General features: G+C 59.3%; 21 protein-coding genes. 6 read left to right on the forward strand and 15 right to left on the reverse strand.

The window, feature by feature from the left end:
- Positions 1-2: 2 nt before the first annotated feature.
- Together Q0936_RS07725 and Q0936_RS07730 are read right to left on the reverse strand one after the other, a co-directional pair.
- A complete protein-coding gene (locus Q0936_RS07725; RefSeq protein WP_299145350.1) occupies positions 3-872 on the reverse strand; it encodes an acyl-CoA thioesterase II in 870 nt (289 codons plus the stop codon).
- A gap of 35 nt (positions 873-907) precedes the next feature.
- Entirely contained in the window at positions 908-2,116 is a 1,209-nt protein-coding gene (locus tag Q0936_RS07730; protein ID WP_299297779.1) for a serine hydrolase domain-containing protein, read from the reverse strand.
- A 103-nt stretch (positions 2,117-2,219) separates the two neighbouring features.
- Between Q0936_RS07730 and Q0936_RS07735 the strand changes: the two genes are divergently transcribed.
- Positions 2,220-2,828: a glutathione S-transferase family protein gene (locus Q0936_RS07735; RefSeq protein WP_299297781.1), complete on the forward strand. Its 609-nt coding sequence runs from the start codon at positions 2,220-2,222 to the stop codon at positions 2,826-2,828.
- Between the two features lie 6 nt (positions 2,829-2,834).
- On the opposite strand, the gene Q0936_RS07740 is transcribed toward Q0936_RS07735, so the two are convergent.
- The 10 genes from Q0936_RS07740 to Q0936_RS07785 form a co-directional block, all read right to left on the reverse strand.
- Complete coding sequence (locus tag Q0936_RS07740; protein ID WP_299297783.1) at positions 2,835-3,536, reverse strand: ABC transporter ATP-binding protein; 702 nt, start codon at positions 3,534-3,536, stop codon at positions 2,835-2,837.
- 1 nt (position 3,537) lies between these two features.
- Positions 3,538-4,293 carry an ABC transporter ATP-binding protein gene (locus Q0936_RS07745; protein WP_299145343.1) on the reverse strand — a complete coding sequence of 252 codons (756 nt, stop codon included), beginning with the start codon at positions 4,291-4,293 and terminating at the stop codon, positions 3,538-3,540.
- On the reverse strand, positions 4,290-5,588 hold the full coding sequence (locus Q0936_RS07750; protein ID WP_299297785.1) for a branched-chain amino acid ABC transporter permease: 1,299 nt from the start codon (positions 5,586-5,588) through the stop codon (positions 4,290-4,292). The genes Q0936_RS07745 and Q0936_RS07750 overlap by 4 nt, the downstream gene beginning before the upstream one ends.
- Complete coding sequence (locus tag Q0936_RS07755; RefSeq protein ID WP_299297787.1) at positions 5,585-6,541, reverse strand: branched-chain amino acid ABC transporter permease; 957 nt, start codon at positions 6,539-6,541, stop codon at positions 5,585-5,587. Before Q0936_RS07755 ends, Q0936_RS07750 begins: the two co-directional genes overlap by 4 nt.
- Positions 6,542-6,691: 150 nt before the next feature.
- Positions 6,692-7,936: a branched-chain amino acid ABC transporter substrate-binding protein gene (locus Q0936_RS07760; protein WP_299297789.1), complete on the reverse strand. Its 1,245-nt coding sequence runs from the start codon at positions 7,934-7,936 to the stop codon at positions 6,692-6,694.
- Between the two features lie 182 nt (positions 7,937-8,118).
- Positions 8,119-9,147, reverse strand: coding sequence for a phosphotransferase family protein (locus Q0936_RS07765; RefSeq protein ID WP_299297791.1), 1,029 nt, complete (start codon positions 9,145-9,147; stop codon positions 8,119-8,121).
- Between the two features lies 1 nt (position 9,148).
- Positions 9,149-10,150, reverse strand: a complete 1,002-nt coding sequence (locus tag Q0936_RS07770; RefSeq protein ID WP_299297793.1) for a nitronate monooxygenase family protein — start codon at positions 10,148-10,150, stop codon at positions 9,149-9,151.
- Between the two features lie 48 nt (positions 10,151-10,198).
- On the reverse strand, positions 10,199-11,395 hold the full coding sequence (locus Q0936_RS07775) for an acetyl-CoA C-acyltransferase (RefSeq protein WP_299297795.1): 1,197 nt from the start codon (positions 11,393-11,395) through the stop codon (positions 10,199-10,201).
- A gap of 44 nt (positions 11,396-11,439) precedes the next feature.
- Complete coding sequence (locus tag Q0936_RS07780) at positions 11,440-12,324, reverse strand: SDR family NAD(P)-dependent oxidoreductase (protein WP_299297797.1); 885 nt, start codon at positions 12,322-12,324, stop codon at positions 11,440-11,442.
- Positions 12,321-13,145: an SDR family NAD(P)-dependent oxidoreductase gene (locus Q0936_RS07785; RefSeq protein ID WP_299297799.1), complete on the reverse strand. Its 825-nt coding sequence runs from the start codon at positions 13,143-13,145 to the stop codon at positions 12,321-12,323. The genes Q0936_RS07780 and Q0936_RS07785 overlap by 4 nt, the downstream gene beginning before the upstream one ends.
- A gap of 138 nt (positions 13,146-13,283) precedes the next feature.
- Here Q0936_RS07785 and Q0936_RS07790 point away from each other — a divergent pair, with 138 nt between their 5' ends.
- Positions 13,284-14,279 carry an NADPH:quinone oxidoreductase family protein gene (locus tag Q0936_RS07790; RefSeq protein WP_299297801.1) on the forward strand — a complete coding sequence of 332 codons (996 nt, stop codon included), beginning with the start codon at positions 13,284-13,286 and terminating at the stop codon, positions 14,277-14,279.
- Here Q0936_RS07790 and Q0936_RS07795 read toward each other — a convergent pair.
- Positions 14,276-14,938 carry a histidine phosphatase family protein gene (locus tag Q0936_RS07795; RefSeq protein ID WP_299297803.1) on the reverse strand — a complete coding sequence of 221 codons (663 nt, stop codon included), beginning with the start codon at positions 14,936-14,938 and terminating at the stop codon, positions 14,276-14,278. The two genes, Q0936_RS07790 and Q0936_RS07795, sit on opposite strands and share 4 nt — an antisense overlap.
- Positions 14,939-14,965: 27 nt before the next feature.
- Between Q0936_RS07795 and Q0936_RS07800 the strand changes: the two genes are divergently transcribed.
- The 4 genes from Q0936_RS07800 to Q0936_RS07815 all read left to right on the forward strand — a co-directional run bounded on the left by Q0936_RS07800 (position 14,966) and on the right by Q0936_RS07815 (position 17,689).
- Positions 14,966-15,970, forward strand: a complete 1,005-nt coding sequence (locus Q0936_RS07800; protein WP_299297805.1) for an NADP-dependent oxidoreductase — start codon at positions 14,966-14,968, stop codon at positions 15,968-15,970.
- A complete protein-coding gene (locus Q0936_RS07805; protein WP_299297807.1) occupies positions 15,967-16,428 on the forward strand; it encodes a MaoC family dehydratase in 462 nt (153 codons plus the stop codon). The genes Q0936_RS07800 and Q0936_RS07805 overlap by 4 nt, the downstream gene beginning before the upstream one ends.
- 71 nt (positions 16,429-16,499) lie before the next feature.
- Positions 16,500-16,943: a type II 3-dehydroquinate dehydratase gene (gene aroQ / locus Q0936_RS07810; RefSeq protein WP_299297809.1), complete on the forward strand. Its 444-nt coding sequence runs from the start codon at positions 16,500-16,502 to the stop codon at positions 16,941-16,943.
- Positions 16,940-17,689, forward strand: coding sequence for a LuxR family transcriptional regulator (locus Q0936_RS07815; protein ID WP_299145309.1), 750 nt, complete (start codon positions 16,940-16,942; stop codon positions 17,687-17,689). The genes aroQ and Q0936_RS07815 overlap by 4 nt, the downstream gene beginning before the upstream one ends.
- Before the next feature lie 881 nt (positions 17,690-18,570).
- Here the strand turns inward: Q0936_RS07815 and pip are convergent.
- Both pip and tsf read right to left on the reverse strand, forming a co-directional pair.
- Positions 18,571-19,485, reverse strand: coding sequence for a prolyl aminopeptidase (gene pip, locus Q0936_RS07820; RefSeq protein WP_299297811.1), 915 nt, complete (start codon positions 19,483-19,485; stop codon positions 18,571-18,573).
- Positions 19,486-19,559: 74 nt separating this feature from the next.
- Complete coding sequence (tsf, locus tag Q0936_RS07825; protein WP_299297813.1) at positions 19,560-20,435, reverse strand: translation elongation factor Ts; 876 nt, start codon at positions 20,433-20,435, stop codon at positions 19,560-19,562.
- Between the last annotated feature and the right edge of the window lie 5 nt (positions 20,436-20,440).

Genomic DNA, 20,440 nt, shown 5'->3' on the forward strand with positions numbered 1-20,440 from the left:
CGTCAGGTCTTGGGTGTAACGGGCCGGATCAAACCCTCTTGGGCAACTGACGCGACCAGCGTCCCGTTGCGGTCGTAAATCATACCTCGGTTAAACCCACGCCCCCCGCCGGACCACGGGCTGTCCATTGCATAGAGATGCCAGTCGCAGAACTCTGCTGGCGCATGGAACCACATCGCGTGATCGAGGCTTGCGGCCATGACCCGCCCGGTGAACCAGGTTTGCCCATGCGGACGCAGCGCCGTGCCAAGCAGGTTCAGATCCGACGCATAAGCAAGCAGGCAATGCTGCAATTGCGGGCTGATCCCGCGGGCTGCGGCCATGCGAAACCACAGATGGCTTTGGTCCGCGACAGGTTCAGGCGTAAAGAAGTCGCGCGGTGCGACCTCACGAATATCGATGGGCCGGGGCCGCAGGAATTCGTCATGGTATTTTTCCGGTATCTTGTCCAGAACCTGACGCCGCAGCGTGTTGCGATCGGCCAGATGATCCGGTGCCTCAACCTCTGGCATTGGGTGCTGGTGATGCCACCCGTCCTCTGCGACATGAAAGGACGCAGACATGTTCAAAATCTGCCGTCCGTGTTGAATGGCAACAACCCGCCGCGTGGTAAAGCTGCCGCCGTCGCGGGCGCGGTCGACCTGATAAACGACAGGTATCTCCGGATCACCCGGACGAATGAAATAGGCGTGCAGGCTATGGCACAACCGATCCTCGACGGTTTGGTAGGCCGAGGCCAGCGCCTGTCCAATCACCTGACCGCCAAAGATGCGCGTCGGAGTCTCGCCACCCTGCCCCGTGCCGCGAAACAGATCGACCTCGAGCGGTTCAACAGCCAGCAGGTTCAGCAGTGTCTCATGGGCGTCGGTCATGGAATGGGCTCCGAATTGGTCCTGCGCTGTGCCTGTCACATCAATGCGCCGTGCACTAGTGCCTTCAACTCTGCCCGCGCAGGATAGCTTGAGGAAGGGCTGAGTTGGGTAAAGAAAACGACGCTCAGGTCGTGGGCGCGGTCCACCCAAAAGAACGTAGAGGCCATGCCGCCCCAACTGAAATCGCCCAAGGATGACGGCACGCGGCTGCGCGCGGGGTTGATCACAACCGCCCCGCCGATGCCAAAGCCCATGCCATCCATCGGTTGCTCGGCAAAACTTGCCGGACCCAGACTGGCGATGTCGCCGGACAGATGGTTCGACATCATAAAGTCTGCTGTGGCGGGCGATACAAGGCCACCACCACCCATGCGCAAGCACTCCGCAAAGCGCATGTAGTCGTCCAGCGTGCCAACCAGACCACCGCCGCCACTGAGGCATGTGGCGCCCAGAAACGGGGACGCGTCGGCACTGTCGACCTGTCGTAATGTGTCAATCCCAGCTGCACCGCCCCCCAAGGCCATCGCATTCCCCGCCAGCGGGGTATACAGGGCCGCAAAACGGTCCCGTGCGTGCACTGGCACCGAAAATCCCGTCTCGGTCATGCCCAACGGATCAAACACGCGCTCTTGAAGAGCCTGGTCGAGCGGCTTGCCCGTCACGACTTCGATCACCCGCCCGATCACGTCGATGCCGACGGAGTATTCCCAGCGCTTCCCCGGCGCAAAGGCCAATGGCAACTGTGCCAGTGCCGCACATTGATCCGCCAAGGTCGAGGCGTTGGGTTTGAACAACAGGTCCTGCGCCGCCATGGCCTGAGGCAGCAGACCGGGATTGAACGGATAGCTGAAGCCGGACTGATGTGTCAGCAACTGGTGCAAAGTCGGCACCGCAACAAGCTCGACCTGATCGAGATGCTTGGCCCCCGGCACCAAGGCGCAGGGGCTGTCAAATTCGTGCAGAAAACGCGACAGCGGCGCATCCAGATGCAACTCGCCTTCTTCAACGAGCATCATCAAAACGAGCGATGTGATCGGCTTGGTCATGGAATAAATGCGCGCCACGGTTCCCCGGTCAAATAGCGCATCCTTTGTCACGTCACGCACCCCTGCGCCGTGGAAATACGCCTCTTTCCCTCGTTGCTGGATGAGAACGGAGAGCCCGGCAAACTTGCGCTGCGCCACATAGCGGTCGGCCCACGCACCGATACGTTTCAGGCGGTCGGGGTCCAGTTCCAGCGTCATCGTGGTTTCCCTTGTACATGGTTGCGCCGCAACGATAGCCGGACCAGACGCCTTGCCAAGTCAATTCACGCGCCGCTACGCTCTAAGCATCAGGAGGAACCGCATGTTGAAACTCTACTTCGCGCCGCGCAGCCGTGCGGTCCGTGTCGCCTGGATGCTCGAAGAAATGGGGGCCGCATACGAGCTTGTGTCCTATGAACTGGGCGATCCGGCAATGCGCGGTGCAGACTACCGCGCCATTCACCCGATGGGCCGCGTGCCGGTGCTTGAGGATGGCCCTGTGCGCATCATGGAAAGCGGTGCGATACTGGAATACCTGATCGCGCGCCACGGAGGCGAAGCATTCAAACCGGCCGCAGACAGCCCGTTTTTCCCCGATTACCTCACCTGGTTGCACTATGCCGAGGGGATGTTGATGCCACCCGTCAACTCATACATGGTCGAGACGGTATTCCTGCCCCCGGACAGGCAGTCGGTTGTGCATGCAAAGCGCGCCAAGAAGCTGTTGGGACAGATGCTGGTTGCCGTCGATCAAGCGTTGGCGGACCGTTCGTTTCTGGCTGGTTCGTTTTCGGCGGCGGATATCATGATGGGGTCAACGGCGATGGCAGCACAAACCATTGGCGTGGATATGTCCGAGATGCCGCATCTGCGCGACTACATCGACCGCCTCGCGCAGCGTCCGGCCTATGTCAAAGCGTCCAGTCTTTGAAGGCGGTCACACCTCCAGCCATTCCTTACGAACATCCTCGCGCGCCTTGAGATCGGCGGGCGTCCCTTCGAACACGACCCGCCCATGGCCCATGACATAGACCCGGTGGGCGATATCGAGGGCGATGGACAACTTCTGTTCCACCAGCAGCGTGGCGATGCCGCGACGCGCGATTTCCTGCAACAGTTGCGCGACCCGCTGCACCATCTGGGGTGACAGTCCTTCGGTGGGTTCGTCGATCATCACCAGATCGGGGTCGCCCATCAGCGTCCGGCACATGGTCAACATCTGCTGTTCGCCGCCGGACAAAACGGACGCCTCGACATCCGCTCGCGCGCTCAGGTTTTCGAACATGTCGAACATGTCCTGCATCGACCAGCGGCCCGCACCGTCCTTTTGGCCGGGCTTCAAACCAAGGATTAGGTTTTGCCGCGTGGTCAGGCCGGGAAAAATGTCCCGGTTCTCAGGCACGTATCCGATGCCAAGGTTTGCAACTTCAAAGGCCTTCTTGCCCGCAATTTCCGCCCCTTTGAACCGCACAGAGCCGTGCGGGTGCACTTCGCCCATCACGGCCTTGCACGTGGTGGAGCGCCCGACGCCATTGCGCCCAAGAAGTGCGACGATCTCGCCTTCGGCGATGCGGATGTTGACCCCTTGCAGGATGTGCGATTTGCCGTAATAGGCGTGCAGGTCCGTGACATCCAACATCTCAGTGATCCTCCAGCGCGGCGCCGAGATAGGCCTCTTGCACCTTCGGATTTGCGCGCACGGCCTCGGGGGTGCCCGTGGCGATGATCTCTCCATAGACCAGCACGGATATCTGATCGGCCAAGCCAAACACGACGCCCATGTCATGTTCGACCATCACCAAGGTCTTGCCCGTGGTGACGGTGCGTATCAAATCGACGATGTAATCCGTTTCCGAATGACTCATGCCTGCGGTTGGTTCGTCCAACATGATCACATCCGCGCCACCCGCGATGGTGATCCCAATCTCCAGAGCGCGCTGTTCGGCATAACTGAGCACGCCCGCAGGCAAATCGCGCCGCGCCGTCAGGTTGATCTGTTCGAGGATTTCCTCAGCACCCTCTGTCAGCGCGCGGCTGCGTCCGACCATGGACCAGAAGTTGTAGCGATACCCGAGCGACCACAGCAGCGAACAGCGGACGTTTTCGAACACGGTCATCTTTGGAAAAATGTTGGTGATCTGGAAACTACGCGACAGGCCCATCCGGTTGATCTCGAACGGGGCTTTGCCAGCCAGGTCCGTGCCATGCAGCGTGATTGAACCACCCGACTGGGGAAAACGGCCCGTGATCAGGTTGAACAGCGTCGACTTCCCGGCCCCATTTGGACCTATCACGGCATGACGCTCGCCTTTTCCAATTGACAGATCCACGCCACGGATGATCTCGGTTTTGCCAAAGGACTTGCGCAAATCCGCCAGTTCAAGAGCAGGTGTCATGGCTGCCCCCCGTCGGCTGTGTTCGCTTCGGACCAAGCAGCAGCAAGCGATGGCGCGGTGGCACGCGCAATCCAAAACCCAACCACGGTTGCCGCAATCGCCAGCACCCAGGGCAGGACCGTGTGACTGTCAAAGGTGGTCCAATAGACCGTCATCTCGTGATCCCCGACCGACGCATGGCGCACATGAAAGACCATTTCGATCAGCGCGGCAGCACCAAGGCATCCCACAAAACCGGCACCCAGAGTGCGAAGATAGGGAAGCGCCAAAACCGACAGTTTGCCCAGCCGCATGGCAGGGACATGCATCATGATCAAACCGGCCAGCCCGCCAGGGAAGAACATCACCGTGACGACAAAGACGATGCCCAGATAAAACCCCCACAATTCGGTCTGCAAGCTGAGCACCGTCTGCACAAGGGTGAACACGATTGCACCCAAAATGGGGCCAAAGAAGAACCCCACACCGCCGAGGAAGGTGACCAGTAGAATGATGCCGGACTGTGTCGTGTTCAGGTTCTCTTCGGTCAGGATCTCGTAGTTGATCGCAAACAAGGCGCCCGCGATGCCCGCAAAGAAACCCGATGCCACAAAGGAATAAAACCGCACCCACCGCGCGGAATAACCGAGGAACTCCGCGCGCTCCGGATTGTCACGCACAGCGTTGGCCATACGACCAAGGGGCGTGCGGGAATACAGATACATGAGCGCCGCCGATAGCATCAGCCAGACCGCGATCAGATAGTAGACCTCGATCTGCTGCAGAAACTCAACGCCAAGGAACGGCAGACCGTATGTGCGATCACCTGAAATGCCTTCTTCGCCACCGAAGAAGGCCACGATGATGACAGAACAGGCCGCGATCAATTCGCCCACGCCGAGGCTAATCATTGCAAAGACGGTGCCTGCCTTGCGTGTCGAAAATGACCCCACGATCATGGCCAGCCCCATGCCGAACAGGCCACCAAAGATGGGCAACAAAGGCAGCGGCAGTTGGGAAAAGAACGCGTCGTTGTTGATGATGTGCATGCAGGCAAACCCGCCAACACCGGCGTAGACCGCATGGCCAAAGGACAGCATGCCGCCCTGCCCCAGCAACATGTTGTACGCGAGCGCGAAAATGATGGTGATGGCCATCTGGTTCATGATGGTGATGGCGGAATTGGCCGTAAAGATGAACGGCAACACCAGGAGCGCCACCGCCGCGATGCACCACGGCGTGAGAGCCAGCATCATGGACCCCGCGCGCACGCCCTGAGCGGATTTAGACGCGTTTGTCGTCGATTGATCCGTCATGCGTCACGTTTCCCGAACAGGCCGTAGGGACGAAAGATCAGGATAAGAACCATTAGGACGTATGGAAGGATATCGGCAATCTGCGGGCTGGTGATGCTCCAGAGGTCGCGCCACGGGCTGTCCCAAATTGGCTCGGGCTTGGTAAAGCCGAAGGTGGTCAGCAGGTCCTCCATCCGCAGGTTGTAGGCCTTGGAAAAGGTGGTGATCCAGCCGATGAGCAGTGAGGCGACCAACGCGCCCCAGAGGCTTCCCAACCCACCGATGACGATCGTCACGAACACGATGGACCCCAGCACAAAGGCCATGCCGGGGAAGGTCCCGAGGACAGGTCCCGCTATCACGCCAGCCACACCGGCCAATGCGGTGCCAACGCCAAACACACCCATGAAGATCAGCGGGACATTGTGCCCGAGCGCTTCAACGGTTTTGGGATAGGTCAGCGCGGCCTGAATGATCATCCCCACCCGCGTCCGCGTCAGAACCCAAAGCAGACCGATAAAGATCGCCACGGAGATGAAGATCATGAAGATCTTGTAGGCCGGGATCGAGTTGCCCGCGATGGCGAAGGCGGTGAATTGCAGGATGTCGGGCCCCTCATAGGGCATCTGGTTCTTGCCCCAGATGAATTGCACCAGCTCCTCGATCAAAAGCGCAAGCCCGAAGGTGAAGATCAATTCCGGCACATGGCCGTATTGGTGTACCCGGCGCAGGCCGTATCGTTCAACCCCTGCACCCATCACGCCAACCACAAGCGGTGCAATCAAAAGGCCCATCCAGAAGCCCAGTGCGAGGCTGATCTGGAAGGCGAAATAGGCACCCAGCATATAGAAGCTGGCATGGGCAAAGTTGAGGACGCCCATCATGGAAAAGATCAGGGTCAGCCCGGCCGACAGCATGAAGAGCAACAGGCCTGTTACCAGGCCGTCAATCAGGTTGACGAGGATGAGATCCATGGACGCATTCCCTAGCGTGATCCAAAGGACGCCTGACGGCGACGCGGTCGTTCAGGGGGCGTTGCCCCCGCCCTGCGGGCTCCCCCAAGGTATTTGGGGCGAAAGGAAAGGCACGGCCCTCTCTTGCAGTGGGAGAGCCGTGCACTCGGTTCAGGGACGCCGCATTTTGCAGCTTGTCTCTGAGTCCATGGCCGCGAGCGACACTGTGTTTTCGACTTTGATCCCGTAGCCGGAATTGTCGTAGTCGAAGGTGATACCGTCGTCGGTATGGGCGTGGATGTGCACATCCTGAATCAACTGGTGATCGACTTCGCGCATTTTGATTGTGCCACCCCAGAGGTTCTCGTGCTCCATCCCTTCGAGCGCGTAGGCGACCTTGACGACATCCGTTGCGCTGCCTGCCTCGTCGATGGCACGGGCGAGCATTTCGATGACATTGGTGATGCGCGCCTGACTGATGTTACCATCGGGATACTTGGCCTTGAAGGCCTCGTAATAGGCGGCGGCGCGGTCGTTGGCAGGTGGATTGATCTGCCCTTCGGCCACGAGGCGCAGCGCGCCTTCACCGGTTTCGCCAAAGGCGGCGGTGATACCGTCCGCAGCGGCATAATAGGTGAAGATTGGCCCCTGATAGCCGTTCTCAAGCACTGATTTGCCAAGGCCCAGCATGTCTGCGCCCCAATTGCCGGTAATGATAGCATCCGCCTCGGAGGCGACGATCTTGCGGCTGTAGGGGGTGAAATCCTTGACCTTGCCGATGGGGTGAAGTTCGTTGCCGACGATCTCGATGTCGGGCCGTTTTTCACCGATGAAACGTACGGCGGCGGCAGCCACCGCTTTACCGAACGAATAGTCCTGGCCGATGATGTAGACCTTTTTGATCCCGTCATCCTGAGCGATCACGTCCGTCAACGCATCCATCTTGATGTCCGCATTGGCGTCAAACCGGAAGTGCCAGAAATTGCATTTGTCGTTGGTCAGTGCCGGGTCGACGGCTGAGTAGTTCAGGAACAAAATCCGGTCTTCCGGGTTCCTCCGGTTGTGCTTTTGAATGGCTTCGGTCAGCGCGTTGGCCACGCCAGAACTGTTGCCCTGGGCGATGTAGCGGATGCCCTGGTCAATCGCGACTTGCAGTTGGATCAACGACTCCTTGGGGCTGATCTTGTTGTCGAAAGCGACGATTTCGAATGTGTCGCCGCCCAGAACACCGCCCTTTTTGTTGACCAACTCGTCGGCGGCAAATTCGTACTGGTGGAGACCATTGGTGCCGGTCCCGGCAAACGGCCCGGACAGCGGGTCGATGAAAGCGATCTTGATCGTGTCAGCGGCGGCAGCGAAGGCACTGACAGACAGAGTCAGGGCCGTGGCCAAGCCAAGCGTGATGGATGTGCGCATGTGTTCCTCCCTAGAACGCGGACCGCCCCGGTGACCTCTTTTCGGGCCAGATTGAGAGGCGGGATAAGTCCAGCGTTGCACACGCACGTAATAAGTCAAGCGCCTAGGTTGAATCGGTGTCTTTCAGCGCATCCAACCGCACAACGCCTCAATCGACATAAAGTATGCCGCGTAAATATTTGTTATTTATCACTTTTCAAAGCCTTTAAGCCGTTGTCCGCAAACATGGGGACGAAGGCCCCCAACTGCATGGCGCGTTCAGGGTTTGATGCGTTGCCGTCTATCGCACGTTTCAGGACGCCCTGAATGATTGCACCCATACGGAAAAAACAGAACGCCACGTAAAAACCAAACCGGTCGATGCGCGCCAATCCCCGTCGGTCACAATAGGCCGCGACAAAGTCTGCGTCCGTTGGCAGTCCCAATGCGACCCTGTCCACGCCCATCAACCCGCGGCCCTGTGCGCCAGCGGGCAATTGCCACTGCATGATGACCGAGGCCAAGTCAGCATAGGGGTGGCCAATTGTGCTGAGTTCCCAATCCAGTACCGCCAGGCACCGCGTACCCTCAGGTTCAAAAATCATGTTATCGATACGGTAGTCACCGTGCACCAGCGTGCGTTGTCCATCATCGGCAGGCATGTCCGACATGAGTCGGTCCATGAGACGATTCATCGACGGGATGTCCTGCGTTGCAGACGCGCGGTACTGTTTCGACCAGCGCGCAACCTGGCGCTCCAGATAGTGCCCCGGCGGGCCGTAGTCCGAGAGGCCAACCGCATCAATGTCCACCTCGTGCAGGGCGGCAAGAACGCGGTTCATGTCATCGATCACGGCGTGCCGGTCAGGCGCCGTGAGGCCATCCATCGTTGGTTCGTTGAAATTTCGGCCTACCACGTGATCCATCACGTAGAAATCCGATCCAATGACGTTCTGATCCTCGCACAAGACGTGCATTTTCGCGACAGGCACGTCCGTTCCAGCCAACGCCCGCTGGACGCGAAACTCGCGGTCCACTGCGTGCGCGGATTTCAACAGTTGGCCCGGAGGTTTGCGCCGCAACACATATGTCCCCGCCTGCGTTTCCAGTTTGAACGTCGGGTTGGATTGACCACCCGCAAACTTGGTGGCCGTGATGGGGGCATCAAACCCCGGCAACTTGTCCTTGAGAAATGCAGAGACTGCCTCGGTATCCAGTGTTTGTGTGTCCATGTCAGCCTCCGAACTCTGCGGCCAGCCGCTTGCCTGCGCGGGTGTATTCCCCGGCGATGCGATCCACGATTGAGGCCGCAGGACCCACCGATTTTATGGCACCAATCCCCTGACCCGAGCCCCAGATGGTTTTCCACGCTTTCGGCTTGGATGACCCGGATGAAAAGTTCATCGAACTGGCGTCGGCCTGTGGCAGGTTGTCGGGGTCCATGCCCGCCGCTTCGACAGACCCGCGCAAGTAGTTGCCCCAAACGCCTGTAAACAGTGAGGAATAAACGATGTCCTCGGCGCCGCTGTCCACGATCATGTCCTTGTAGCCTACATCGGCGTTTGCTTCGTCCGTCGCGATGAACGGCGAACCGACATAGCCGAAATCCGCCCCCATCGCACGCGCGGCCAGCAATGCCTCACCCGTTGCGATTGCGCCGGACAGGGCAAGTGGGCCGTCAAACCACTCCCGAATTTCGCGGATCAAGGCGAGGGGCGATTGCTGCCCTGCGTGCCCGCCTGCACCGGCCGCCACGGCAACCAGTCCATCCGCACCCTTGTCTATCGCCTTGCGCGCAAAGGTGTTGTTGATGACGTCATGCAGCACAACGCCGCCGCAAGAATGGGCCGCTTCGTTCACTTCGACGCGCGCACCGAGGCTGGTGATCCAGATCGGCACTTTGTGCTTTGTGCAGATTTCCAGGTCACGTTCCAACCGTGTGTTTGAGCGATGCACAATCTGGTTGACTGCAAAGGGCGCAGCAGGGTGATCGGGGTTGTCCTGATTGTGCCGGTCCAACGCTTCGCTGATCTGCGACAGCCAAGCCTCTAGCAAAGGTGGCTCGCCCTCGGCTTCACGCGCGTTGAGTGCCGGTAAGGAACCGACAATGCCTGCCTTGCACTGTGCGATCACCAATTCGGGCACCGAAATGATGAACAACGGCGCGGCGATCATCGGGATACGCAAGCCCCGCAGCGCAGGCGGCAAATGACGTTCGGCCTGTGATTCTGTCATAAATTCCCTTGAAACTGTACGTTTTGAGCCCGACCGGAATGGCAGCCCTCACAAGACCTCGAACAAGCCTGCAGCGCCCATGCCGCCGCCGACGCACATCGTGCAGACAACATATCGCGCGCCCCGCCGTTTGCCTTCGATGAGGGCATGCCCAACCATACGCGCACCGGACATGCCATATGGGTGACCAATGGAGATCGCGCCGCCGTTCACATTCAACAGATCATCGGGAATGCCCAACGTGTCCCGACAATAGAGCACCTGAACGGCAAAGGCCTCGTTCAGCTCCCAAAGGCCGATGTCATCCATACTGACCCCGTGGGCGGCCAGCAATTTCGGGACGGCAAACACGGGGCCGATGCCCATCTCGTCGGGTTCGCACCCTGTTGCCATAACGCCGACGCAACGCCCGAGCGGGGCCAGACCGCGTTTTTCCGCCAGAGACGCCTCCATCACGACGGCTGCGGATGCTCCGTCTGAAAGTTGCGACGCGTTGCCTGCGGTGATGAACGCACCCTCTTGGACGTGGATACCATTGGCAAAGACCGGCTTGAGACTGGCGACGTTTTCATATGCGGTGCCGGGGCGGTTGCCCTCGTCCTTGTCGAGTGTGACTTCGTGTTCTGTGATGTCCTTGGTTTGCTTGTCCTGCACTTTCATCACTGTGGTCAGCGGAACGATTTCGTCGTCGAACCGGCCCGCAGCCTGTGCGTCGGCGGTCCGTGCCTGACTTTGCACCGCATAGTGATCCTGCGCCTCGCGGGTGATGCCATAGCGGGCGGCGACGGTTTCCGCAGTCTCGAGCATGGACATATAGATCTCCGGCTTATGTGCCTTGAGCCATGGGTCCGCATGCGTGCGCATCTCGGGCGTCTGCACCATGGACACACTCTCAACTCCGCCGCCGACGACCACGTCCATTCCGTCCTGAACGACCTGCTTTGACGCCGCAGCAATGGCCATCATGCCCGACGCGCATTGGCGGTCGAGGCTCATGCCTGCCACCGTCACCGGCAGGCCCGCGCGGATGGCGGCCTGACGGGCAACATTGCTGGCTGTGTGCCCCTGTTGCAGTGCAGCGCCCAGGATGACGTCCTGCACTTCGCCGCCGTCCAGCCCGGCGCGGGCCACGGCGTGTTCAATCGCATGTGCGGCCAAAGTCTGCGGCGGTGTTGCATTGAATGCGCCACGATAGGCTTTGCCGATCGGCGTGCGGGCGGTGGAAACGATGACGGCGTCACGCATGGTCATAATCCTTGTGGGTTAAACGAATGAAGAAGGAGCGCAGGCTACCAGTCAAGTGTCGTCCCCTTGGCCTGGGTTGCACGGCGCGCGTATTTGCGGGTCTGAGCAAAGGCGTTTTCGAGGTCCTCTGCCCCCTGCTCATCCACGATCTCTGACCAATGCGCTGCAACTGCTTCGGGGGTGATGTCATCGCCCAGAAACGCGCCCTGGGTTTCCCGGATCTGTGTCACGGCGAACGTCCCGGCACCGGCCGCCAGAATGGTCCGGCTGGGTGCATCCCTGCTTGCCAGATAGAGCACACCGGGCGTGATCGTCTCGGGCGTCAGAACCTCGGACGCAGCTTGGGGCAACAGCCCTTCGGTCATTGCGGTCGCGGCTGTGGGGGCCAGCGTGTTGACCCGTATGTCGTCGCGCGCGCCTTCCAGGTGCAGCACGTTCATCAGACCGACCATTGCCGCTTTGGCCGCACCGTAGTTGGCCTGACCAAAGTTTCCATACAGACCGGAACCGGACGCAGTCAGAACGATGCGCCCATACCCCTGATCCCGCATGACCGGCCAAACGGCGTGGCAGCATCGGGCCGTTCCCATCAAATGCACGTCTACAACCTTGGCGAAGTCCGTCATGTCCATTTTGGCAAAGGTCTTGTCGCGCAAAATGCCCGCGTTGTTGATCAACACGTCGATCCGGCCCCACCGGTCCATCACCTCAGCTGTCATATCCAAGACAGCCGCGTCATCCGAGACATCTGCGGGCACAGAAATCGCAATGCCGCCAAGTGCGTTGATCTCGGCCACTACAGCGCCCGCAGGCGCCAAATCGCTGACGACCACTTTCGCGCCCCGTGCTGCAAACCCAAGCGCATGCGACCGTCCGAGGCCCGCACCGGCACCGGTGACAATCACCACCTGATCGTCAAAGCGTATCATCCCTCTAGCGCCGCGCGGAACAGGTTGGGGCCGGTCATCACCTGAATGCCACCCGATACCGGCAGAATCGCGCCGGTCAGATACGCGCCACCCCGTCCGCAAAGAAATTGCATGCACCCGGCGATGTCCTCGTCGCGGCCTACGCGGCCTAGCGGAACGTCCGCCCCGACCTTGTCGCGCATCCCTTCATCGGCAGTGGCGAAAGCTGTCATCTTGCTGACGAACGGTCCGGGCGCCAGCGCATTGACTGTGACCTGATGCGGGGCAAGCTCCTTGGCCATGATCTTGGTCATGTGAAGCACAGCCGCTTTGGAGGCGGCATAGGAATACGCACCATCCCCCATGGGCGCCTCGCCCATGACGGACCCCACATTGACGACACGCGCCGGATCATCCGGCGTCGCGGTCTGGATCAGTTGCGGCAACAGCGCCTGTGTCAGGTGAAACAGCCCGGCCACGTTGACATTCATCACCTTTTCCCAAGCCGCATGCGGGAACTGACCCATCGGTGCACCCCAGGTGACACCGGCATTGTTCATCAGGATGTTCAGGCCATCTGTCCGGTCCTGAACGGCCTTGACCAAGGCGGCAATGCCTTCCTCGGTGCTGACATCACCGGCGAAACCCTCGACACTGCCGGGCGCATCCATGGCATTCAATTCCTGCGCCACAGCTTCGCAGGCATCGCCCTTGCGGCTCGAAATCAGCACGCGCGCGCCGGCCATCATCAAACCAGTGGCGGCCATCCGCCCGATCCCGGTTGCGCCACCTGTGACCAGCGCGACCTTGCCGGTCAATGAAAACAATGTGTTGGGATCCATTTCAATCTCCTCTTATGGCCACGTTACCGTCACGTCGCCCAGCACGCCGCTTTACAGCAGCGTCTCCTCAACTGCAGGATGTGGCAAAGGCAGGCGCATTGCACCCCTGTCGTAACGTCATGGGTGGGAGGACCCGAAATGCACGCGATGCTCAGCACCAAACCCGGTGGCCCCGACACACTCGAGTGGACCGAAGGACCAACACCCACCCCGAAAAAAAGCGAAGTGTTGATCGCGGTCAAGGCGGCGGGTGTGAATTTTCCCGACACGTTGATCATTCAGGACCTGTACCAGATGCGTCCGCCCAGACCCTTTGCCCCCGGTGGCGAAGTGGCCGGTGTCATTGAGGCCGTGGGCGAAAACGTCTCGCACTTGCAACCGGGCGACCGCGTCCTTGCCATGACCGGCTTTGGCGGGTTCACCACGCACCTGTGCGCCGCTTCCAATGCCTGTGTCAAATTGCCAGATACGATGCCATTCGACGAAGCGGCTTGTTTCCTTTTCACATACGGAACGTCACATTATGCGTTGAAAAACCGTGGAGAATTGCAATCCGGTGAAACACTTTTGATCCTGGGTGCGGCAGGTGGCGTGGGTGCTGCGGCGATCGAGTTGGGTAAGGCTGCGGGCGCGCGCGTCATCGCCGCTGTCAGCTCAGATGAAAAGGCGGCATTCTGCAAGGAGTTGGGCGCGGATGACACGATCATCTATCCGCGCGACATGGACAAGGCCGCGCAAAAGGCGCTGTCGGCTGAGATCAAGCGTGTGGCCGGCCCTGACGGCGTCGACGTGGCCTATGACGCAGTTGGTGGTGCCTATGCCGAACCGGTGATCCGTTCGATGGCTTGGGGTGGTCGCTATCTGGTGGTTGGTTTCCCTGCAGGCATTCCCAGCATACCGCTGAACCTCACCCTGTTGAAATCATGCCAGATCGTTGGGGTTTTCTGGGGTGCGTCCATCTACCGGGCACCGGATGATCATGCACAGAACGTCCGGGAACTGTTTGAGATGTATGGAAAAGGGCAGATCAAACCACAGATCACAGCCCGCTTCCCGCTCAAGGATGCCGAGCAGGCCTTGAACCTGATCGCAGAGCGCAAGGCGACGGGCAAGGTTGTGCTGACCATGGACTAGAGGTGATCAAGGTGCTGCGTTTCATTGAACCCCCGCACGATCATCCGGTCGCCTTGCACCACAAGGCGGCTGATCGAGCCATTGGCGGCCCCGAGAAATGCAAATGGTTCGGAACCGCTCGCCATGGACAGCGCCGCACCGATCACACCACCATGCACAAACACCGCGACACGTTGATCGGGATGCGCATCCGCTATGGTACGCAACCCTCTGCGAACACGCGTAAAAAACGCCTTGCGCGTTTCAGCGCCTGGGATTGCCGACCAATCCTGGATCTCGACCACCTGCCGGTAGATCGGGTCCCCCTCCGCGGCCTTGATCCGGTACAACCCGCCGTCCCAGTCGCCCAAGTGCACCTCGTGCAAATCCGGGTTCACAATCGGAACCATACCCAGATGCGCCGCGAGCGGTGCCGCCGTTTGGTGAGTTCGCGTCAACTTTGTCACGTAAAGCGCTTTAAACGCTTCTGTTTTAAGCCTCTCGCCAACGGCAATCGCTTGTCTTTCACCTTGCGGATGCAACGGCGGATCACCGCTGCCGTCTTTCATCGGAAAGGCGATGCCGGGCCGGGCTGGCGCGCTTTCTCCGTGACGGATCAGAAACAGATCAGCCGCACCTTTGGGCGGCGCATAGACGGGCTGGCGATACTCTTTTGTCATGCCTCCACATACACGAGGACCTGAACCATGACCAACCGCCAGATTGTTGTTGCCAGCCTACCGCAAGGCGCGCTTGAGCCTTCGCACTTTCAATTGCAGGACGCAGAGATGCCCACGCCGCAGGACGGTGAGGTTCTGTTGCGCACCATCTTGATGAGCATCGATGCCGCCAACCGGTCATGGATGCAGGGCGCAACCTACCGCGATGCTGTGCAGGCCGGTGATCCGATGCCAACCTATGCCATCTGCGAAGTGGTCGAAAGTCGGTCATCCCGTTGCACGGTGGGCGATATCGTTGCCGTGGAAAGCGTCTGGGCCGACTACGTCACACGTCCAGCGCACAAGACCCAGAAATTGCCTAGAGTGGCCCCATTGAGCCACCTGCTGAGCGTCTATGGCATCGCGGGCAAGACCGCCTTTCACGGCTTGCTGAGTGTCGGACAACCGCTGGCAGGCGAAACCATCGTGGTCAGCGCGGCCGCCGGGTCCGTCGGCAGCTATGTCGGGCAAATCGGCAAGGCCCTTGGCTGCCGCGTTGTCGGGATCGCAGGCGGGGCGGCAAAATGCAGCCACGTGGTCGACACCTTGGGTTTTGACGCATGTGTCGACTATCAGGCGGGGGGTGTGTTCAAGGCGTTGCGCGCGGCGTGCCCTGATGGCGTCGACGTCTATTTCGACAATGTTGGCGGCGCGGTCCTTGAGACAACGTTGGCGTTGATGAATGAGCGTGGGCGCGTTGTGTGCTGTGGTGCGATCAGCCAATACGATACAACAACGCCATCCGGCCCGCGCAATCTGCCGGGCATGGTTGTGGTCAAACGCCTACGCATGGAAGGGTTCATTGTCATGGATTTTGCCCATAACGACGCCAAGGCGACACGCGCCCTGCACACATGGGTCTCATCAGGTCAGATCACAGTCACCGAAGACATCGTTGAGGGGCTGGAAAACGCGCCATCCGCTTTGATCGGATTGCTGAACGGGAACAACACCGGCAAACGTATGGTCCGTGTGGGGCCCGACCCTGCATGAGCATCGAAGCCGCTCTGAAAACCCTTGAGGCAGACATCGGCCAAGAGGTTGGTACATCGCGCTGGATCACCGTGGATCAGCCCATGATCGACCGGTTCGCTGACGTGACCCACGATACGCAATGGATCCACACAGACCCTGAGCGCGCAGCCGCGTCCGAATTGGGCAGCACCATCGCCCATGGGTTCCTCACGCTCAGCCTCGCGTCCCGCTTTGCCTATGACTGTTTTCCGCTCATGCCGGGACAGTCCATGGGGATCAACTATGGCTTTAACCGCATACGTTTTCTGTCACCTGTCAGACCCGGTGCACGGCTGCGCGGTCGATTTACCCTGACCGCGGTGCGCAAACGCACCGCAACCGAGCTTTTGCGCGAGACAAAATTGTCGGTGGAGATCGAAGGTCAGGACACCCCCGCGCTTGTTGCAGAATGGCTTGGGTTGGCGGTCTTTGCCTGATCTTGCCTCACCCAGTACTGGACAGAACCCCCATTCTGTCGCTAACACCATTGCAACTCAAAGGTAATTCCATGACTTCCGTCCTTGTTCTCAATGGGCCAAACCTGAACTTGCTTGGCACACGCCAGCCCGAAATCTATGGCACCACGACACTCGCTGATGTCGAGGCGATCTGCGCTGACCACGGGGCAGCGCAGGGTTTTGACGTCACTTGTCTGCAATCCAACCACGAAGGTGGCCTGGTCGACGCCATTCACGGCGCAAAGGGTGTCCACGACGGCATCGTGTTGAACGCAGGCGCCTATACGCACACGTCGATTGCGCTGCATGACGCCATCGTCGGCGTGGAATTGCCGGTCGTTGAACTGCATTTGTCAAATATTCACGCGCGCGAATCGTTTCGGCACACTAGTTTCATCGCACCGGTGGCCGTGGGCATGATCTGCGGCTTCGGCGCACCGGGCTATGTTTTGGCGCTCGATGCACTGCTGGGCCATTTGGGGAGGGCAAAGTGAAAAGCTATCTGCATCGTTTGTCCAACTGCCAGACCATTGAAGAGCTGTGGAAAGCGCACAGTCGCAAAATGGCCGAGTTCGGCTTTGACCGGCTGATCTACGGGTTCACGCGCTACCGGTCCGGAAACTCTCTGGGCGACCCCGAGGACTTTATTATCCTGACCAACCACGACCGGGCCTATACGGACGTGTTCATGGGCGAGCAGCACTATGCGCATGCGCCTATGGTAAATTGGGCGCTCAACAACGAGGGCGCGTGCAGTTGGGGTATCCTGGCCCAGATGCAGTCCACCAAGACCCTGACGCCTGCGGAACAGCGGGTGTTGGAGTTCAACTATTCCATGGGTGTCACCGCCGGCTACACGATCAGCTTTCGGTCCGTTTCAGCACGTTCGAAGGGTGCGATTGCACTGACCGCGCGCAAGGGTATGACCCAGGAACAGATTGACGAAGTTTGGGCCGAACATGGTCGCGACATACATTTGATGAACAACGTCGCGCACCTCAAGATCCTCACCCTGCCCTATAACGCGCCCAATCGCGCCCTCACCAAACGCCAGCGCGAAGCGTTGGAATGGGTTGGGGATGGCAAGACCATGCAGGATATTGCAGTTTTGATGGGGCTGACCTCTGCGACTGTCGAGAAACACTTGAGGCTCGCCCGCGAGGCATTGGCAGTTGAAACGACAGCACAAGCTGTTCTTAAGGCCGCCTTTGCAAATCAGATGTTCATCCTCGAAGCCTAGCATTTGTGGTGTTCTGCCGGTTTCGGTTTTGACCCGTCATTTGTGCGTTTCGGTTTTTGGTATTCAGCTCAGGCCGGGCTTTCGACATCTTCGCAAATTGCATCACGTAAGACATCGTTTCTGCGCCTGTGTCACCCGTCTTTGAGTGCTTCAGACCGTCACCTGCGATGTGGCCAACAACTGTAACCCGCTGATCAGTAGACGAAGAATAGCTGGTATATGCGCACGCTGCGGGTCGTTCGCATCTCAATGAAAGACCAAAGAGAATCTGTGCGTAAACGCGCAAAGACAAAACGCTTCTCCCGGCTAATTTCTTCTATCCATAGGGGAAATGCACAAAATTTAACCAATTGGTCGCAATTTTTGCGTGGCGTAATTGCTGGTCCGAATATCATTTTGCCTGGGCAATGCTGATCTTGGCGTCGGCATCACGGCCCGCCAACAAAACCAGCCGTAACGCCAGCGTATTATATATAAAAAACAATTAGATGTAATGCGTTCGTGATCCATCCACCCACCACACTTGGCGCGTATTTGAACACATATTGCCTGCTCCAAACGACAGAAAAGTAGTAATGACCAGACGTCATTTGAAATTTTTGACCGACGGGTAAGGAATCCCCCACTTTCTTAATATGGGGTAAATTGTGCATTGTGTCCTTGTTCCGTGAGTGGTGGCTTTAGCCAGGGAACACCGGGGCGGACCCTCCGCGATTTCGGGGGCCCTCCGTCCCGACCGGTCTAACCGGACCCGGCTCATCTGCGTATTGATCCGCAGGTGAGTCGGACCCTTTGAAAGCGTCCACGTGTCTCATCCCCGTGGCCAAGGACGCCGACAAATTTGCGGGACCGCGACCCCAAACGCGGTCCCGCTTTTTCATTCAAAGCACCAGAGCGTCCGTCGCGTGCCTAACCGCGTCTTTCATGTCAGTGTCTAGCGCCGAATGCGTCATACCCTCTAAGACCTGCAGCGTGCTGGCGTGCCAAACGCACGACAGGTCCCACGCAGCGCGAAATGGGCACGACGTGTCAAAGCGGCTGTGGATCAGGGTGCAAGGAATGTGCGCGATCAGGCCCACGTCCCGCTGTATCTGACCATCGTCCAGCCACGCACCGTTCGTGAAATAATGCGTAACCAGCCGGGCAAACCCCAACCTGAACCGAGGGTCGGCGTACCGCGAACCCTCCTGCCGTATGTCGCCGCCAAAGATCCCGGTTTCCCATTGGCACCACGCATCCGCAGCCGCCTGACATACTGATGGGTCGCGTAGCCGCGCGGCATAAGCGGCAATGCGCGCCGGAGTGTCCTCTGGTGCTACTCCCGCCTCTGGCACATGGCCGGTGAACGCATTATAGGCTTGGGGAAACAGGTTGCCGATATCGCCGTAGAGCCATTGCAGATCACGTGCGGTTGTCGTTGCCACACCCGCCAGAACCATCGCGCTGACTCGGTGCGGATGCGCCGCGGCATAGACCATCGCCAGCGTCGATCCCCATGAGCCGCCAAACACAACCCATTGATCAACGCCAAGGGACTGGCGCACCTGCTCGATATCTTGGATCAGATCGTGCGTTGTGTTTCCATCCAGTGCGCTCAGCTGATCGGCGGCATTTGGTTGGCTGCGCCCGCATCCACGCTGATCCATCAACGTCACACGGAAGCGGTTCAGATCAAAGAGATCATAGTGCGCTGGGGTACAGCCGGAGCCAGGGCCACCATGCAGCACAAGGGCCGGTATGCCCTCGCCACGCTGCTCTACGTAGATCTGATGCCCCTGCCCTGTGTCCAACAACATCGACCTCTCCAAATGAAAAACGGCGCGCCACAAGTGACACGCCGTTCCCATCAGATTTCAAGTCGATATTGGGCTTAGCCCTGAACCGCCTTGGCCACTTCCGCGGCAAAGTCTTCTTTTTCGACTTCGATGCCTTCGCCCACTTCGAGACGCGCAAAACCAGTGATCGTGGCACCGGCTTCCTTGGCTGCCGCTTCGACAGTCAGGTCAGGGTTCACAACGAATTGCTGGTTCAGCAAAGTGATCTCGGACATGAATTTCTTCATGCGGCCGATGATCATCTTTTCGATCACCTGCTCGGGCTTGCCGCTTTCGCGCGCAATGTCCATCTGGACCTGCTTTTCCTTCTCGACCACGGCCGGGTCCAGATCAGCTTCGCCCAGGGCGGCAGGGTTCACAGCGGCGATGTGCATCGCGACCTGTTTGCCAAACGCTTCGTCGCCGCCGTCCATGGCAACCAGCACGCCGATCTTGCCCATGCCTGCGGTTGCGGCGTTGTGCACATAGGACACAACGGTATCGCCCGACAGCTTGGCCATACGGCGCACGCTCATGTTCTCACCGATGGTCGCGATCTTGTCTGTCACCACGTCTGCGACAGATTTGCCACCCATGTCCGCAGCCACAAGCGCGTCAACGTCGTCGACGTTCAGCGCGGCCTTGGCGATACCGGCAACCATTTCCTGGAACTCGGCGTTCTTGCCGACGAAATCGGTTTCCGAGTTCACTTCGACTGCGACGCCCGTGCCACCGTCAACAACCACGGCCACGAGGCCTTCGGCGGCTGTACGACCGGATTTCTTGGCCGCTTTGGCCAGACCCTTGGTGCGCAGCCAGTCAACCGCTGCCTCCATGTCACCGCCGGTTTCGGTCAGCGCTTTTTTCGCGTCCATCATGCCTGCGCCGGTGCTGTCGCGCAGTTCTTTCACCAATGCTGCTGTGATTGCCATCTCTT

Source organism: uncultured Tateyamaria sp. (genome assembly GCF_947488715.1).
GTDB lineage: Bacteria > Pseudomonadota > Alphaproteobacteria > Rhodobacterales > Rhodobacteraceae > Tateyamaria.